General features: G+C 59.8%; 17 protein-coding genes. 14 read left to right on the top strand and 3 right to left on the bottom strand.

The features are described from left to right. Nucleotides 1–5: 5 nt before the first annotated feature. Complete coding sequence (locus HMPREF2736_RS11930; RefSeq protein ID WP_083279525.1) at nt 6–755, bottom strand: ABC transporter ATP-binding protein; 750 nt, start codon at nt 753–755, stop codon at nt 6–8. Between the two features lie 643 nt (nt 756–1,398). Here HMPREF2736_RS11930 and dop point away from each other — a divergent pair. Genes dop through HMPREF2736_RS04160 form a run of 8 tightly spaced genes read left to right on the top strand, consistent with a single transcriptional unit; the run spans nt 1,399 to nt 10,498 of the window. Continuing rightward, entirely contained in the window at nt 1,399–2,919 is a 1,521-nt protein-coding gene (gene dop, locus HMPREF2736_RS04195; RefSeq protein WP_070828967.1) for a depupylase/deamidase Dop, read from the top strand. A 16-nt stretch (nt 2,920–2,935) separates the two neighbouring features. Next, nucleotides 2,936–3,130 (top strand): ubiquitin-like protein Pup, encoded by a 195-nt coding sequence (locus HMPREF2736_RS04190; RefSeq protein WP_070828966.1) that lies wholly within the window; start codon nt 2,936–2,938, stop codon nt 3,128–3,130. Nucleotides 3,131–3,162: 32 nt separating this feature from the next. Beyond that, nucleotides 3,163–4,530 (top strand): Pup--protein ligase, encoded by a 1,368-nt coding sequence (gene pafA, locus HMPREF2736_RS04185; protein ID WP_371326407.1) that lies wholly within the window; start codon nt 3,163–3,165, stop codon nt 4,528–4,530. Nucleotides 4,531–4,533: 3 nt separating this feature from the next. Next, a complete protein-coding gene (locus tag HMPREF2736_RS04180) occupies nt 4,534–5,469 on the top strand; it encodes a helix-turn-helix transcriptional regulator (RefSeq protein WP_070828964.1) in 936 nt (311 codons plus the stop codon). Next, on the top strand, nt 5,459–6,391 hold the full coding sequence (locus HMPREF2736_RS04175; protein ID WP_070828963.1) for a helix-turn-helix transcriptional regulator: 933 nt from the start codon (nt 5,459–5,461) through the stop codon (nt 6,389–6,391). The genes HMPREF2736_RS04180 and HMPREF2736_RS04175 overlap by 11 nt, the downstream gene beginning before the upstream one ends. A gap of 34 nt (nt 6,392–6,425) precedes the next feature. Beyond that, a complete protein-coding gene (gene tatA / locus HMPREF2736_RS04170) occupies nt 6,426–6,692 on the top strand; it encodes a Sec-independent protein translocase subunit TatA (protein ID WP_070484785.1) in 267 nt (88 codons plus the stop codon). A 6-nt stretch (nt 6,693–6,698) separates the two neighbouring features. Further along, on the top strand, nt 6,699–7,730 hold the full coding sequence (gene tatC / locus HMPREF2736_RS04165) for a twin-arginine translocase subunit TatC (RefSeq protein ID WP_246822084.1): 1,032 nt from the start codon (nt 6,699–6,701) through the stop codon (nt 7,728–7,730). A 5-nt stretch (nt 7,731–7,735) separates the two neighbouring features. Continuing rightward, nucleotides 7,736–10,498 carry a DEAD/DEAH box helicase gene (locus tag HMPREF2736_RS04160; protein WP_070828961.1) on the top strand — a complete coding sequence of 921 codons (2,763 nt, stop codon included), beginning with the start codon at nt 7,736–7,738 and terminating at the stop codon, nt 10,496–10,498. Here HMPREF2736_RS04160 and HMPREF2736_RS04155 read toward each other — a convergent pair. Continuing rightward, a complete protein-coding gene (locus tag HMPREF2736_RS04155; protein ID WP_246819522.1) occupies nt 10,485–11,036 on the bottom strand; it encodes a S1 family peptidase in 552 nt (183 codons plus the stop codon). The genes HMPREF2736_RS04160 and HMPREF2736_RS04155 overlap by 14 nt on opposite strands. A 23-nt stretch (nt 11,037–11,059) precedes the next feature. Here HMPREF2736_RS04155 and HMPREF2736_RS04150 point away from each other — a divergent pair, with 23 nt between their 5' ends. The 6 genes from HMPREF2736_RS04150 (at nt 11,060) to HMPREF2736_RS04125 (ending at nt 17,197) form a co-directional block, all read left to right on the top strand. Beyond that, complete coding sequence (locus HMPREF2736_RS04150; protein ID WP_070451514.1) at nt 11,060–12,172, top strand: M24 family metallopeptidase; 1,113 nt, start codon at nt 11,060–11,062, stop codon at nt 12,170–12,172. Continuing rightward, entirely contained in the window at nt 12,165–12,890 is a 726-nt protein-coding gene (locus HMPREF2736_RS04145) for an SDR family oxidoreductase (RefSeq protein WP_371326406.1), read from the top strand. Before HMPREF2736_RS04150 ends, HMPREF2736_RS04145 begins: the two co-directional genes overlap by 8 nt. 365 nt (nt 12,891–13,255) lie before the next feature. After that, on the top strand, nt 13,256–14,104 hold the full coding sequence (locus HMPREF2736_RS04140; RefSeq protein WP_246821224.1) for a lipase family protein: 849 nt from the start codon (nt 13,256–13,258) through the stop codon (nt 14,102–14,104). 10 nt (nt 14,105–14,114) lie between these two features. Further along, nucleotides 14,115–14,639, top strand: a complete 525-nt coding sequence (locus tag HMPREF2736_RS04135) for an FxsA family protein (protein ID WP_070828960.1) — start codon at nt 14,115–14,117, stop codon at nt 14,637–14,639. Further along, nucleotides 14,640–16,184: an apolipoprotein N-acyltransferase gene (lnt, locus tag HMPREF2736_RS04130; RefSeq protein WP_070828959.1), complete on the top strand. Its 1,545-nt coding sequence runs from the start codon at nt 14,640–14,642 to the stop codon at nt 16,182–16,184. A gap of 26 nt (nt 16,185–16,210) precedes the next feature. Continuing rightward, on the top strand, nt 16,211–17,197 hold the full coding sequence (locus HMPREF2736_RS04125) for a polyprenol monophosphomannose synthase (protein WP_070828958.1): 987 nt from the start codon (nt 16,211–16,213) through the stop codon (nt 17,195–17,197). A gap of 4 nt (nt 17,198–17,201) precedes the next feature. On the opposite strand, the gene HMPREF2736_RS04120 is transcribed toward HMPREF2736_RS04125, so the two are convergent. Then, nucleotides 17,202–17,579, bottom strand: a complete 378-nt coding sequence (locus tag HMPREF2736_RS04120; protein ID WP_070423193.1) for an RNA polymerase-binding protein RbpA — start codon at nt 17,577–17,579, stop codon at nt 17,202–17,204. Between the last annotated feature and the right edge of the window lie 6 nt (nt 17,580–17,585).

Raw genomic sequence — 17,585 nt, 5'->3', positions numbered from 1 at the left:
CTGAATTAATGTTTCGATGCCACGTAAGCGAGGGCGCGTTCTAGGGGATCGGTTGACACCGAGGAAAAATTGTCTGCCGAAACAGCTTTTAACCGATTCCATTCTCCCTCGTACGCGATGCGACCGTTGTGGAGCGCAACCACGTTGTCAGCCACATGCTCGAGATCATCCTGCAGATGCGTGGAGAGAATGATTGTTGCGCTATCTTTGAGACGATTTAGGAGATGTCGCACCTCAATCCTCGCCTGCGGGTCAAGACCTGCGGTAGGTTCATCCAAAAATAGAATATCGGGCGAATGGATCAGGGAAGCTGCAATTCCAACGCGCCGAGTTTGTCCTCCAGACAGGTTGCTGACTCGGGAATTCTCAATCTCTGGGAGCTCGATCATCTCCAATACTTCCGGGATTCGTCGCAAATAGGCGCGTCTATCAAGCCCTGCAACCCAGCCTGCGTATGCAAGGGCATCACGGCATGTCATAGTCGAGGCGAAACGTACATCTTGGGGTACATAGCCAATACGACGCCGATAGTTAACTAACGCTCTTCCTGCGATCTCCGTTCCATCGACCGAAAATCCACCTCGTGTCGGCTTTTCTATGGTGCACAGGAGACGTATCAACGTAGACTTTCCACTGCCGTTGCCGCCTATCAGGACCGAGAGACCCGGCGGGAACGTTACAGACACGTCTTTGACTGCTTCCGTAGTGCCAGTGCGTGACTTGAAAGTCTTGCTTAAGGAATTGGTGCGGATCAAGGAGCTTCCTTCCTATTTATCGGCAGGCCCCGGAGTTATCTCCACGCAACGAGTTTCCTGTGCTGCTGGCCACCCGGCCGTAGTAGCTTCCAGGTCCCTTGCATGCCCCAAAAGCTCGAACTATTTGATTGTTTACGCCCCTGACAGAACCAATGAGTGGGTCCGGTGCCCGAGGAATATCCTTGCGCAGCTCTAAGAAAAATTCAGCATTGTTCGCGCAGTTTTCCCGACCGCCTTGGATGCCCAGCCAATTTGTGGACTTGTCCCAACCGACATCCCAGACAACCAAACGGCAGGTTCCCGGCGCTCCACTTTCGCGGAAATCGTACGGAACAATCTCTGAAACATCGTCAGTCATCGATGTGGAGGGCGAATCGGACCACTGAGAAGGTTCCAAGGAGACGCCACTGCTTGGCGATGCGTCTGATATGGGTGAGAGGAATGACATACCAATTACTGTTGCGGTCAGTATGGCGAAGATGTGGCTCCTTGAAGCTTGCATGTTCTTTACTCCCAAAATAGTTCGGAGGTGAAGCACCTCCACCAGAAACTTACAGGTACAGAAACTATAGCGTGGAGCACTACCGCGTAGCAATAGTGACAATCATCACACTTTACCCCCACCCTGTACTCTGTTGAGGTGATGAGTAATAACCAATTGCGCTACATGGGTACCGAGACCGAATACGGCATCACTTGCCCCGATAATCCGCTGATCAGCCCGCTCGTCACTTCTACCCACGCGGTGGTGGCGTATGCGGCGTTGCGTACAAAAGCGCGTACTCGGTGGGACTACGCCGAAGAAGCCCCGCTGAAGGACGCCCGTGGGTTCGATCTGCAGCGCTATCGCAGTGTGCCGGTGGTGGATGCGAATGCGATCGGGGTGGCGAACGTTGTCGTCGCTAATGGTGCGCGTTATTACGTCGACCACGGCCACCCGGAGTACTCAAGCCCGGAATGCTCGAACGCGATGGATGCCATGATCTATGACGCAGCCGGCGATCACATTCTTAATGACGCCGCAGCTGACATCCGTCACCTGTGGGAGGAGCAGGTCTCCGTCCTCGCCAATCACGATCCGTGCCCGCCGCTGAAGTTCTACAAGAACAACGTCGACGGCAAGGGTCGCTCCTACGGCAGCCACGAAAACTACCTGTACTCCCGCCACACCAATTTTGAGCGGCTCACGCAGGCGTTGATTCCGTTCTTCGTCACTCGCCAGGTGATCATCGGCGCCGGGCGCGTCGGCATCGGCCAAGCGTCGGAGAAGCCCGGTTTCCAGATCTCGCAGCGCGCAGACTACTTCGAGCAGGAGATCTCGCTCGAGACGACACTCAACCGTGGCATTGTGAATACGCGTGACGAGCCACACGCCCCGGAGGAGGACTTCCGTCGCCTCCACGTCATCGTGGGCGATGCGAACATGAGCCAGTTCTCCAACTTCCTCAAACTCGGCATGACGAAGTTGGTGCTCGACGCCATCGAGCAGGACGTGGACTTCTCAGACCTGCGTCTGAAGGACCCGGTTGCGGAGATCCATGCGGTCAGCCACGACCCGACGCTGAACCATGAGCTTTCGCTTGTCGACGACACCACGCGCACCGCAATCTCCATCCTGCGGATCTACCGTGAGCGGTGTGCAGGCCTTGAGGGACTTGGGGTCGTCGATAAGCAAGTGCTCGAAATGTGGGGCGAGATTCTCGACGACTTGGAGCGCGATCCGCTCTCGACGACCGACCGGCTGGACTGGACCGCAAAGTGGTCGCTGATCCAGCGTTTCGAGCAGCGCGGCGCGACAATGGCGAAACTGCAGGCGATTGACCTGCAGTACTCGGACATTGACCCGTCGCAGTCGCTGTATCACGCGCTTGTCCGCAAGGGTGCTATGCGCACGCTGGTTGATACGGAAACGATCAAACGCGCCGCCGCAGAACCACCGCGCGACACGCGTGCGTTCTTCCGCGGCACTGCCGGCCAAAAGTTCGGCGAAAACCTGGTCGCCTCAAGTTGGCAGTCGATGCTGTTTTCTGTCGACGAGCAGCTCTACCGGGTCCCGCTCGACCTGCTTGGGGAGCACACCGCGGCCGACACCGAAGAACTTATTGCCCAATCCAACACGGTGTCCGACTTGCTTGCCGGACTGGGCTTGAAAACGAATAGGTAAAGGTAGGCTGATAGCCATGGCTACGCAACAGATGCACGCCGCAGGTGGCGGCGGTGAAGATAAAGGTGACAACTTCGACGCATCGCAAGGCGCCGGGCAAGCTCAAATCAACACGACCGGTACGGATGATCTGCTGGACGAGATCGACGCGCTGCTGGACACCAACGCTGAGGAGTTTGTGAAGTCGTTCGTGCAAAAGGGCGGTCAGTAAACGCAATGGTGGCCGGGTACCCACGGCGCATCATGGGCGTCGAAACAGAATTCGGCGTGGCTGCCTACGACGGTGCCCGCCAAGTGCTCACCCCGGAAGAGATCGCTAGGTACCTCTTCCGTCCAGTCGTGGCGCAGCACCGCAGTTCCAACGTGTATGTGGACAACGCTGCGCGTCTCTACCTGGATGTCGGATCGCACCCGGAATACGCGACGGCGGAGTGTGACTCGCTGTCCCAGCTCCTCGCGCACGATAAGGCGGGCGAGTGGATCTATGCGGATCTTGCAGAAACGGCTGACAAGGCCCTTGCGGCAGACGGCCTCGGCGGGTCGACCTATTTGTTTAAGAACAACGTGGACTCCCGTGGCAACTCCTATGGTGCACACGAGAACTACCTGGTCAGCCGCGAACTCGCGCTGAAGTCCTTCGGTCAGCAACTGCTGCCGTTTCTAATCACACGCCAGCTCATCTGCGGCGCCGGCAAGATCGCAGGCGACACATTCGTCATCTCGCAGCGCGCTGATCAGGTGTGGGAAGGCGTCTCGTCCGCAACGACGCGCACCCGTCCGATCATCAACACCCGCGACGAACCCCACGGGGACTCGCATCGCTTCCGTCGCATGCACGTCATCGTGGGAGATTCCAACATGTCCGAGCCCACCTTTGCACTGAAGGTGGGCTCGATGCTGCTGGTCATTGAGATGCTCGAGGCAGGCTTCGACCTGCCCGACATGGAGCTCACAGACCCGACTGCGCATATCCGCGATATCGCAGCGGACCCGACCGGGTCGACGCCGCTCGACCTAGCTGCGGACGGCACCGTGACCGCCCTGGAGGTGCAGCGCACAACGCTTGAGGCTGCAAAGCGCTGGTTGACGCAACGCCCAGACGAGGGCACGCCGAACGAGGAGATGGCCCGAGTCGTGGACCTGTGGGAGCGCACCCTCGATGCGATTGCGACACAGGATTTCTCCCAGGTAGATACAGAGATCGACTGGGTGATTAAACGCAAACTGCTTGGGCAGTTCCGCGCCAAGCTCGGTTGCGGCTGGGATCACCCAAAGCTCGCCCAGATCGACTTGACGTATCACGACATCAACCGCAAGCGCGGACTATTTTACCTGTTGGAGCGCAAAGGTCTTGCCAAGCGCTGGATTACTGACGACGAGATCGCACAGGCTGTGGCGAACCCGCCTGAGACCACGCGTGCCGCCATCCGCGGGAAGTTCCTTGCAGCGGTGCGCGAGGCGGATACGCCGTACAACGTCGATTGGGTGCACTTGAAGGTCAACCGTCCGGAGCCGCGCACGATTGAGTTGCTCGACCCGTTCGCCAACACCAGCGCCGAGGCAGATGACCTCATCGACTACGTCAACGCTCACGCGGGGGAAGGGGAGTAGCGCATGGCCGACGATTCCGACATGATCATCCGCCAGGTCGGCCTCACCTTTGCACTGCTCAACTCACCTGAAAAGCGGGACGTCGCGTGGGTACAGCGCCACGTCGACGGTTACGGAGGTCGCAGCCGTGACGCTGCAGGTCATCTCATCCGCCGTGACGTCGCAGAACTGCGCCGACTCTGGGTTCCCGCCCACTTTGTGGACGGGGAAGTGTGGGTCGATAAAGACCTCTACGAGCTGCCCCCGGTGGATCTCACCGCCGAGGAAGCATCCGTCGTCGGGCTAGCAGTTGATCTTTCCCAGCCAGGCTCGCTGGGTAGTTTCGCGCGTTCGGGATGGACGAAGCTCGCCGCGTCCGGTGCGACGCGGAACCTGGACGCTCCGACGTTGGTGTCGGTGTCCAACGATATTTTCCAACTCCGCCCAGAGACGTTGCGCGCCATCGTCGCGTGTGTGCGCAACAAACAGCGCATGTCCTTCGACTTTGTCCGCGCACCAGGCAAGGATCCTGAGCGTCGCGTGGTGGACCCGTGGGGCGTGGTGTCGCTGAACAACCGCGCCTACTTCGTCGGCTACGACATCGACCGCGGCGCCGAGCGCGTTTTCCGTGTGAAGAAAATCTCCCAGGTGAAACGTGTCAACGCTTCAGAGCCGTTCCACGAGCAAGTAGGCGAGCTCCAAAACATTGTGGAGGCATCGCTGCGAGGTGACCTGGTCGATGCCACCGTCACCGTTACCAATGGCGCCGGTGAAGAACTCGCAATGCGGGGCAAGCGTATCGACGACACCATCACGCTCACCTCCGTCGACCGCGATTGGGTCGTTCGCGCGATTGCCAGCATTGCGGGCAGCGTTATTGCGGTGGAGCCAGCTGGGGTACGGGAGGACGTCGTCAAGCTTCTGCGCTCTGCGAAGGGAAAGGATCCTCATGAGCACTGACCTGAAGCGTCAAGAGCGCGTGGTGCGTTTGCTCAACCTGGTTGCTTACGCATCCAACCACGCGGACCTGACGGTGATGGAGATCGCGCGCGACCTCGGCGCAGATCCGCAGCAGGTGCGCGATGATCTGGACTTGCTGTACATGTCGGGCGTTGGCACTGGTCCGGGGGAGATGATCGAGCTGGAGCATTCCTGGAAGGGCGTGCGGATCATCGACGATCAAGGCTTGACCAAGCCGCTTCGCCTCACCCCAGTCGAAGCAAGTGCGCTGCTGGTGCTGCTCGACTCGTTAGAGACAATGCCTGGGCTTGTCGACGCACGCGCGGTCCGCTCCGCAGCCGACAAGATCCGTACCGCGACAACCTCGAGCGGCATCGGCGATGCGGAGCACCCCACGACGTCGAGTATTGCGTCTACGGTCGCCGAGGCACTCTCTGCCAAGCAGCAACTTGAGGTGACGTATTACTCGGCAACCTCAGACTCAACGAGTAAGCGAATAATCGAACCGGCGAGCCTCTTCCATGAAGACGGCAACACCTACCTCCGAGCAGCAGATGCCGGCGAGATGAAGACGTTCAGGCTTGACCGAATCCGGGAAGCAGTGCTTCTCGACGAGCCGTCCACCGCCACGGACACCGACTTCGACAGCGCCGATCCCTTCGGGATGGCCCTGCAGGCGAAGGCTCGGCTGTTAATTCATCCGGACGCGACGTGGCTGGCGGACTACTGGGACATCGATATCGAAAGTGACGTAATTGACTCCGAAACGGGGTGGATTCCGGCCACCATGCACTACGGCAGCGGCGACTGGCTGATCCGGTTCTGCCTAGGTCAAGCCGACCGCGTACGCATCCAAGAGCCAGCGAAACTGGCTGCTGAACTCGAGGCGCGCGTGAATTCTGCGCTCGAGGCGTTAGACTAAGAGCCCTTACACGTCTGTTGTTGAAAGGAACGCAATGACTTTGCCGAGTGGAGCAGAACTACTCCTTATTCTTTTCGTAATCTTGCTTTTGTTTGGTGCAAACAAGCTGCCGGATCTCGCACGCTCCATGGGTCGCTCCGCCCGTATCTTTAAGTCTGAAGTCAAGGAGATGCAAAACGACGAGGCTGGCGAACAGCCGAAGCAACAGCACGAGATTGAATCCGCGGCTGCCCAAGAGACCCGCAGCGCCGCGCAGGACGCCGATTTCTGGGAGCGCCCGGAGAACCAGCCGCGCTCCTAAGTGGCAATGAAGGCAAAAGTGACTAATCGGAGGAAGAATCCTACCGGCGAGATGTCGCTGGTCGAGCACCTCCAGGAACTTCGTCGGCGGGTGCTTGTCTCCCTAGCCGCTATTCTCGTCGGGACGATTGTCGGCTTCATTTGGTATCAATATGCGCCTTGGCGCTTGATGCCGCTGGGCGAAATCATTCGTGGCCCATATTGCAGTTTGCCTGATGAACTTCGAGCAGATTTTACCGGGGACGGTGAGTGCCGTCTTTTGGCAACAAGACCATTAGAGATGTTCATGCTGCGACTGAAGATTGGTGCTCTCGCAGGTCTTGTTCTGGCATCTCCGGTGTGGCTATCCCAAATTTGGAAATTTATTACGCCAGGACTGCTAAAGAACGAACGCCGTTATACGTTTGTTTTCGTAACTATTGCAGTAATTCTTTTTGTAAGCGGCGCAACTCTAGCCTATTTCATCCTTGACCAGGGTTTTCTTATCTTGATGTCAATTGGCTCTGAGTTTCAGATCGCTGCACTGACCGGTGGAGATTATTACAACTTCCTGCTTTCTCTCATCGTGATCTTCGGCGTGAGCTTCGAGGTGCCACTGATCATCATCATGCTCAACCTTGTCGGTGTGCTGCGCTATGAGCATGTGAAGGATAAGCGCCGGTTCATCATCGTGTTGATCTTTATCTTCGCGGCCGTCATGACTCCGACGCAGGATCCATTTTCCATGACGATCCTTGGTCTTTCTATAACGTTTTTGGTCGAGCTTGCGTTCCAGTTCTGCCGTTTCAACGACCGCAAGCGCAAGCGTGAGCGTCCAGACTGGATGGACCTCGACGACGAACAAGGATCCGGTCCCATCGAAGCACCGACGCCGGTTGGGGCTGCGAGCCGGATTGGGTCGTCGACAAGTATCAAGGCTGCACCGATCGAACGACCACAACCTGTGCGCCGCGCGCCAGAGACGCCGCAGAACAGTTCGCCGCAAACCGCGCAGAAGCGGGGCTTCGAAAACGACATCGACTTTGGGGACGTACTGTAGGGGGCATGCTTTCCCCTGAGAACTCCACGCCGTTTTTGCAGGAATTCGCCGCCGCGAAGCCTTTCGATCTCGACGACTTCCAGATTGACGCCTGCAAAGCCGTCGAGGAGGACCGTGGCGTGCTGGTTTGCGCGCCGACTGGTTCAGGCAAAACCATTGTTGGCGAGTTCGCGGTCTCGCTCGCGCTGCACCGGGGGACGAAGTGTTTCTACACCACGCCGATTAAGGCGCTCAGCAACCAGAAGTACAACGACCTGGTCGCCGAGCATGGCGAAGAGACTGTTGGGTTGCTCACCGGTGATACCAGCATCAATGGTTCGGCTGAGATCGTCGTCATGACCACTGAGGTGCTGCGTAACATGCTCTACGCCGAATCGCCGCAGTTGGATCGACTGACCCATGTGGTGATGGATGAGATCCACTTTTTGGCCGATCGAGACCGAGGTGCCGTGTGGGAGGAGATCATCCTCAACCTGAGCGACTCGGTGAGCCTCATTGGTCTTTCGGCGACGGTGTCGAACTCCGAGGAGTTCGGCGAGTGGCTGTCTACCGTCCGCGGTGACACCGAGGTGATCGTCTCTGAGCACCGCCCGATTCCGCTTAGCCAGTACATGATGGTGGGGCGCAAGATGTTCCCGCTGTTTGAACCTGGCACGGATGGTCGGGTGAACCGCTCCCTCGAGCACGCTATCGAGCGTATCGAGGCCGGCCACTCCAATGAGGGTCGCCGCGACTTCGAAGAAGGCCGTGGCTTCCGTTCGCGCTCCCGCAGCGGCCGTACCCGCGGCCAGGACAAAGTGCGTCCAGTAGGGCGCCCGGAGGTCGTCTCCGTCCTGCAGGGCCAGGACATGCTGCCCGCGATCGTGTTCATCTTTTCCCGCGCCGGCTGCGACGGCGCACTGTTCCAGTGCCTGCGTTCCCGCAAGGAACTGACGACTCCGGAGGAACGCTCCGTAATCGAGCAGATTATCGACGATGGCGTGGAAGGCATTCCCGGCGAAGACCTTGAAGTGCTCAACTTCAAACAGTTGCGCACCGCTTGGATGCGTGGCTTTGCCTCCCACCACGCAGGTCTGCTGCCAGCGTTTAAGCACATCGTCGAGCAGCTCTTTGTACGCGGTTTGGTCAAGGTGGTCTTCGCCACCGAAACGCTTGCGTTGGGCATCAACATGCCGGCGCGCACGGTCGTGCTGGAGAAGATGGTCAAGTTCAATGGCGAGGCCCATGTCGATCTGACTCCTGGCCAGTACACGCAGCTGACCGGGCGTGCGGGGCGCCGCGGCATCGACCACATCGGCAACGCCGTAGTGCAATGGGCACCGGCGCTGGACCCCCATGCGGTTGCCGGGTTGGCCTCGACCCGCACATACCCGCTGATTTCGCAATTTCAGCCTGGCTACAACATGGCCATCAACATGCTGGCCATGAATGGGTTCGACGATTCGATTCGGCTTATCGAGCAGTCCTTCGCCCAGTTCCAAACGGACCGCTCCGTGGTGGGCGAGGTCCGTGACATTGAGCGCCTGCAGGCTAAGGTGCGGACGTTGCGCGAGAAGTTGGAGCGCGACATCTCCGCGTTCGCGCCGCCGTCCGAAGATCCCGCAGCGGAGCTTGTGGAGTACTCGCGGCTGCGTCGAGACCTCAACGATGCGGAGAAGAAAGCGCGCCGCGAAGCGATTGAGAACCGTCACACGGAGACGGTGAAAATCCTTGCCCGCCTTCAAGTCGGCGAGGTGATCGCGCTGCCAGGCAAGCGGAAGCCGGAACTGGCCGCTGTGGTGCAACCCGCGGCGAAGCAGCACGACCCGCGTCCCTGGGTGACCACAGAGCGCGGCTGGTCGGCGCGTATCGACGCCGCCTCGTTCCGCAACCCACCCATGGTCGTCGGCCGCATCAAGGTGCCACGTCACATGCAGCAACAGCCACGAAAACACGCGCGCAAGGTGGCAGACATGCTGCACCGTGGCCACTTCAACGCGCCGAAGCGACTGCGTGAGAAGGCAAGGACCCGTCCGAACAAGCAGGTGCTGGCGATTCAAGAGGCGCTTCGCAACCACCCGGTTCATCACTGGCCAACCCACGACCGCGAGCTTCTTGCCCGGACCGCTGAAGACATCGTGCGCGACGAACGCAAACTTTCCTCACTTGAACGCCGGGTCGACTCGTCGACTGATTCCCTCGGCCGAACCTTTGAGCGCATCATCGGGCTGCTCACGGAGATGGACTACGTCGAACTTGTCGACGGCGAACCGAACGTCACCGACGAGGGCGAGCGTCTATCGCGTATTCACAACGTCTCAGACCTTCTGGTCGCACAGTGTCTCAAGCGCGGCATCTGGGACGAGCTAGATCCAGCGGAACTCGCCGGTGTCGCATCCATGGTGGTGTTCGAAAACCGTCGTGCGACCCAGGGTTCACCGGAGGCGGCAACCGACGCGATGGCTGATGCGATGAACGACACCATGCGCATCTACGGCGAACTGGTGTCTGATGAGCAGCGCCATAATCTTCCCGCAACACGCCTTCCGGATGCCGGGTTTAGCCTGTCCATGCATCAGTGGACCGCGGGTGCTCCCTTGGGCTACGCACTCGCAGCTGCGGCAGAATCCGGCGCGGAACTGACACCTGGCGACTTCGTGCGCTGGTGCCGCCAAGTCATCGACCTGCTCGAGCAGATTAAGAAGACCGGCTACTCGGACCAGATTCGTGATAACGCCAACCGTGCGGTCGACGCGATCCGCCGCGGTGTGGTGGCTATCGGTAACTAGCGGGCAATAGCGACACGGTGGCGATTCGCAGGTTTCGGTTCATCGGATCCATGATGAGCGACTGCACTGCGAACAGCTTGCCGTGTGCAAAGACCGGCCCGCCAGAGTCTCCTTTGATCGCCGGGGGAGAGGCGTAGACTAAGCCCGCGGGGCGGATACGCGTGGCAAAGGACCGTGACGCGGAAAACGGCAGCTTGCCCAGGTAGAGGCCTGGCTTTCCCTGAGGAGTTTTCGCACGTCCGCCGAAGCCAACCGTCAGCGTCGATGCGCCGATCTTCGGAGGAGCCCCAATCGCAAGCAGCGGAGCCGATGAGCGTTCGGTGAGCCGTGCCAATGCAATATCAGTACCGGGAATCGGTGCGGCGGATTTGAGGCGGTACGTGGTGTCGTCGATACGCACACGCACCTTCGATTCATCCACACCGCGAAAGAAATGCGCACACGTGAGCACCGTATCGGGCGTGATCAGCGCGCCTGAACAGTAACTACGTCCAGGCATACTGATGCGGGCGATTGATCGTGCGAGGGATTCAGACACAGCAGCGATGGTATCGATCTACCATGGCCAGCATGACGTTTGATGCAAGTGTGTATGCGAAGCGCCGACAAATGGCTGCCGACTTGGTAAAGCAACGTGGCTTGAGCGGATTGGTGATCGGGACTGGTGCAGAGTTTGCCTACCTCACCGGCTCCTGGGCGTCCTCCCACGAACGCCTCACCGCCCTCGTCATCTCCGCCGATGGCGCGCGTGTCGTCGCACCGATGACAGACCTGCTTTCGTTGGGGCTCGACGGCGCGGACGACGTCGAGGTGATTGGCTGGCGCGATGGTGAGAACCCGTACCGTCTCGTTGCTGACTCGCTCCCGGATGGCCCGGTCGGTCTCGGCTCCTCTTTGACCGCCGACCACGTGTTCGCACTGCAGGCCCTGCTGCCACGTACAGATCTGGCTGAGACTGAGGTCGCGGAATTGTTCATGGTGAAAGACGCTGCAGAGCTTGAACAACTCGAGGCCGCAGGCAGGGCAATCGACCGTGTGCACGAACGTGCTGCGGAGCTGCTTCAGCCGGGCCGTACGGAACGCGAGGTCGCTGCAGAACTGAACGCGCTGATCCTCGAAGAGCACGAAACGGTCGCGTTCGTCATCGTCGGTTCGGGACCAAACGGCTCGAACCCGCACCACGACTTTTCGGACCGTGTGCTCGAGGAGGGCGACCCCGTGGTCGTAGACCTGGGCGGTGTGCTGCCATCTGGCTACCAATCGGACTGCACCCGTACTCACGTCGTGGGTGGTAGGAACAAGGCGAAGCCAGACTTCCTGGAGGCGTACGACGCGCTTCAGCGCGCATTCCAGGCGGCCTGCGACGCAGCCCGCCCCGGCATTACAGCAGGGGAGCTCGACGCCGTCGCACGAGGCGTACTGGAGGAGGCCGGCTACGGCGAGTGGTTTACCCACCGTCTTGGACACGGTATCGGATTGTCGGGCCATGAGCAGCCGTTCATCATCGCAGGTAGCGACGTCATCTTGCGCGAGGGAATGGCCTTTTCCATCGAGCCGGGCATCTATAAGCCAGGTGAGTGGGGCATGCGCATCGAAGACATCGTGACGCTGACGGCTACCGGCATGAAGACCTTCAACACCACTCGCCGCGACCTGGATGCAGCGCGTGGATAACCCCGGGGTTGTGCTCCTGCTCGGTGCTCGCAGCGACATCGGCGGCGAGATCGCTGTGCGCATCTGCAGTGGTCGTGAAGTCGTACTCGCAGCGCGTGGTAGCGACGGCCTCGATGACGTGAAACGTCGTTTGCTTGCAGCGGGCGCGACTGTTGTCCGAGCCGTTAATTTTGACGCTACCAACCTCGACTCGCATCGCCGCATCGTCCGCGAGGCAGGGGAGGTCACGTCCGCCATCGTCGCCTTCGGCATTTTGGGCGATCAGGAACTGGCAGAGCGCGATGAACGCGAGGCCGCTTGCATTGCCACGGTGGACTACGTGGCACAGGTCAACATGCTCACCGTCCTTGCCGACGAAATGGCACGCGGCGAGATCTTCGCCTTTTCTTCCATCGCTGGCTGGCGGGCACGTCGCGCCAACTACGTCTACGGATCGACGAAGGCAGGCCTCGACGCGTTTTGCCAAGGACTCTCCGACAAACTTCATGGGACAGGCCTGAACCTGATACTGGCGCGCCCGGGCTTTGTCATCGGTGCAATGACTGAGGGCATGAAACCAGCGATCATGTCTGTGACCCCGGATGTCGTTGCAGATGCTGTCGTTGAGGCCGCAGTCAAGGGACGGAGCACGACAGTGTGGATTCCGCGTCGCCTTACCGTTTTGGCCACGATTATGCGCTTGGTTCCACGTCCAATCTGGCGTCACATGCCGAGGTAGCCATGGCGTCGTTGCTCCTTCCTCGTGTGCGCTCACTTGTCGGGCTCGGCCTTGACTTAGTTCGTCCTGCTCAACGAACCGGGCCAGACTTCGGCCGAGCTACCTGGCTTATGGGCGTGACGCCGGGGTCCCTTCTCGAGGCCGTACAGATCCGACCAGTAGGGGCAAGCGGGCTGTTGAACCCCTCAGACTCCTGGCGAATCGAATACGCCACGAGCGATACTCAAGGCCGGATCTTGTCCGCGACAGGCGCAGTGTTTCGCTCTCGTACGCCGTGGATGGGGAAAGGTGAACGGCCCACGATCGCGTTTGCGCCATCGACGCAGGGCGTTGCACGGCGTTGCGACCCGTCATATTCCTGCACCGTGGGCATCGGACCACGTATCAAGCCCATAGACTTGATCGCCGCGTATGAACAACCCGTAATCAACTTGTTCCTTGCAGCCGGCGCCGACGTAGTCATCACCGACTACCCACGCGACCCCGGGGACGATGTGGAGCTCTATTGCGACCACGTTGCGGCAGCACGCTCCCTCGCCGATGCCGTGCGCGCCAGCACCAACCTCGGCGTAGGAACAGCCAAACTCGGTCTGTGGGGTTTCTCCCAGGGCGGGGGAGCCGCCGCAGCGTGGCTCGAGGAACCTGAGTACGCACCCGATCTCCAACTGCTGGCAGCTGTGGTCGCAGCTCCGCCAGTGGACATGGTCAGCATGCTCCATCACGTCGATGGCGCGCTTGCCTCCGTAGTGATCCTCTACGCGGTCGCGGGCCTCATGGCCAGCGACGACGCAATTGCTGCCGAGATTGCTCCGCACTTGAGCCCAAGAGGTGTTGCGGCCATTGCGAACGGGGCGCGCACGTGTGCTTTAGGGGCGGTGCTGCATCGCCCGTGGTCGCATACTCGCTCTTGGACGAGGACCGGAGTGAGCATGGCATCGCTTCTCGACGACCTCCCGTTGACCAGCAGCCACCTTGATGCAACACGCCTAGGCACCAAACGCCCGCTAGGTATTCCGATTCGTCTGTGGAGTTCGCCATACGACGACCTTGTCCCGCACTCAGATGTCTCAGCCTTGGCAGAGAGTTGGGGAGTGGAGTTCCTCTCACGTACGGCCAAGCGTATCCGTGGCAGGACTGGCACGAACCACTTCGGCCCGTATTTTCTCTACGCTGCAACTGACGTGGGTTGGTTGCTCGATCGGCTCAACGGGTAGTCTCTGGCCCATGCCTGTGCTCCTGTTGTCCTACTTCGTTGTTGAAGCGATCGCGTTCTTTCTCGTCGCCAAGTGGATTGGTGTCGGATGGGCGCTGTTGGCAATTTTCGCACTGATGATCTTCGGCGGCTTTGCCGCCAGCATGTCGCTTCGCAGTGAACTTACGCAGATGGCTCGTGGGCGAACCAGCCTTGGCAAGTTGGCTGGCGACTCCGCGCTGTTGATGGCGGGTTGGGCGCTAAGTCTCGTCCCTGGTTTCGTGAGCTCGGTCATCGGCCTGCTATTAGTGTTCGGTCCGACACGAGCAATCGCGCGTCGTTCGATGACCAAACGCGCCCGTCGCGGCATGGAAGACCTCGGCGCGCGCCTCTACGAGGCCACCCCGATGTCGCAGTTCACCACCTCCTACGGTTCGTTTACCAATCCCAATCAGCCCTATCCGCAGAAAGGAGCGGATGCTGACGACGTCGCTATTGATGCCGACGAGTTGGAGGAATGGTTCCGCAACAGCGGCAATGAGCCGGGGGAGAAGTAGGTGACGGCCCTTACCCGCTTCCTCCGGTTCGTACTCGCGGCCTGCTCTGGCTGGCTGGTGTTCTTCTCGTACGAACCGCACGGACACTGGTTCTCCGCCATCGTCGGCATATCCGTGTTTTATCTTGCGCTCATGCCATGGCAACGCTGGCCGGGTACTGATCGTCCTTCCGCAGCCTTCGGCGGCCTACTGGGCTTTACGCAGGCTGCGTTTTGCTACCTCTACCTGCTGCCGTGGATCGGGGAGTTTGTCGGCGCAATGCCGTATGTCGCTTTGTCGATCTTCCTCGCGCTCTACGGCATCGCTATAGGTGTGTTTGGTGTGATCGTCGCGCGTTGGCGCTTTGGCTTCCTCGCGTTTGCGCTGATCTACCTTGCGGTTGAGTTTTGCCGCTCGTCGTTTCCTTTCGGCGGGTTTAGCTGGGTACGCCTGGCGTGGGGGCAAATCAATGGTCCACTAGCTGCTCTCGCACCTTGGGGTGGTCCGGCGCTGATCTCAATTGCGGTGGCGCTGGCAGGGGCAGGTCTCATCGTGGCCATCCTGCAGCGTGGGACGCAACGCTGGGCCGGCCTTGTAGCCGCAGTACTGCCCCTCGGTCTCGGCACCGTGGCGCAGATCGGGGTCAATAACCCTGCCTCGACAGTGGGCGAAGCAACCGTTGCCGCGGTACAGGGCAACGTCCCTCGCATGGGGCTTGATTTCAACGCACAGCGCCGCGCGGTGCTGGCCAACCACGTCAACGAAACGCTTGCGCTTCGCGACGACCTCCGCGCGCAAAACATGGATGTCGACGCCGTTTTCTGGCCAGAGAATTCCTCTGACGTCAATCCGTTCACCGACTCGGAAGCACGAGCGCTTATCGACGTCGCCGTGCGCGGCATCGACGCACCGTTGCTCGTTGGCACACTCACACGTGACGACGTTGGGTCCCGCAACACCATGGTCATCTTCGACCCAAAAGATGGGCCAGGGGAGTACCACCACAAGCGGTTCCTCCAGCCGTTCGGCGAGTACATGCCCATGCGTGACTTTTTCCGGAGGTTCTCCGACATGGTTGACCTGGCTGGCGATTTCAAACCTGGTGACGGCAACGGCGTGGTGCACCTCGGCAACATCGCAGTCGGTGTGGCGACTTGCTACGAGGTGGCGGAGGACGAGGCCTACCGGATGGCGATTCGCAACGGCGCCCAGTTGCTCAGCACACCGACGAACAACGCCACGTTTGGGTTCACCGGCATGACGTATCAACAATTGGCGATGAGCCGCATGCGTGCACTGGAGACCGATCGCGCAGTGGTTGTTGTAGCCACCTCGGGTGTCTCCGCCATCGTCCATCCCGACGGCTCAGTATCGCAGCAGACGGAAATCTTCACGGCAGATCATCTCGTCGAAAAGCTGCCGCTGCGCGATTCTGTCACCCCGGCTGTGCGATTTGGAAAGATTCTGGAGTGGTTGCTTGTCGCGGCAGGGATCATGCTGATGGCTGTGGCAGGCGTTTCCGCACGTACCCGGGCGCACGGGTATGCTGCACCAAGGAATAAATAAGTGTGACAACGAGGAGACGTAGCACCGTGGCGAATACAACCCTGGTGATTATCCCGACCTACAACGAAGTGGAAAACATCCCGCTTATCGTTGGACGCGTGCTGGATGCCAACAAGGATGTGGACGTCCTTGTCGTCGATGACAACTCGCCTGACGGCACCGGAGCAAAGGCTGACGAGCTCGCAGCTACTCATGATGAAGTTCACGTGCTCCACCGCACCGGAAAAGACGGCCTGCTGGCTGCGTACCGTGCCGGCTTCGAATGGGCCCTTGAGCGCGAGTACGAGGTCATCGTTCAAATGGATGCAGACGGCTCGCATGCCCCTGAGGAACTCGTGCGTTTGCTCGACGCAGTAGCCAACGGCGCAGATCTGGCAATCGGTTCGCGCTACGTCGACGGTGGGGAAGTAAAGAACTGGCCGCGCAGCCGCTACCTGCTGTCCAAGCTGGGCAATGAGTACATCTCGATCGCGCTTGGCGACGATGTCAAGGACATGACCGCTGGCTACCGCGCGTTCCGCCGCGAAGTCTTGGAAGATCTCGACCTGGATGCGCTGTCCAACAAGGGCTACATCTTCCAAGTGGAGATTGCCCACAAGGTCGCAGACGCTGGATTCGGGGTTGTTGAAGTCCCCATCACTTTTGAAGACCGCAAGCTTGGCGAGTCGAAGCTGGACGCAAGCTTCGCTGCCGCATCGTTTGCAGAGGTAACCAAGTGGGGAGCGAAGGAAAAGGCTTCCTTCGTTGGCAACCTGGCGAGCGAAACCTGGCGACAGATTGAGTACGCTGCCGCCAACTCAAAACTTGCAGATCTTCCAAATCGTGCGACCAAGGCTCCGTCGCAGGTAGCTGACTTGGCTAACGAGGTTGCTTCCTTGACCAAGTACGAGCTCTCCGGCAAGAACCTGGATAAGGTCGGCCGTCGCGTTGCAGAAGGTGCACAGACGGCAAAAGACCTGACGACGGAAACCGTGCGTCAGGTCCTTCACGTATTCAATTCCGGTTCGAAGTAGGGAATTAGCCTTCCTTCTGCGCGGCCTGCTCCTTAGCGAGGCGGGCCGCGGTGCGACGGCGCTTCCGGAGCTGCTCTAAGCGCTCCTCAAGCAGCACGTCAAGCTCCTCAATGCTGCGACGTTCCAGCAGCATGTCCCAGTGGGTACGCGGCGGCTTCGTCGGCTTCGACTCGACACCTTCGCCCTCCATGAGCGTGCCGGTCTGACCGTTCTTGCACATCCACTCTTCGGGGATCTCAGCCTCATCGGCGAACGGAACCTCAAACACCTCACCATTGGGTGTTTGGTACTTCGCCATGCGACGCGGCGCGAGATCATGGTCGCGGTCAGTTTCGTAGCTCACGGCACCCATGCGGCTACCGCGTAGCACTCGATCAGCCATGTTGTC

This window comes from Corynebacterium sp. HMSC036E10 (assembly GCF_001836265.1).
Classification (GTDB): Bacteria; Actinomycetota; Actinomycetes; order Mycobacteriales; family Mycobacteriaceae; genus Corynebacterium; species Corynebacterium coyleae.
This window is presented reverse-complemented; position numbering and strand designations above follow the sequence as displayed.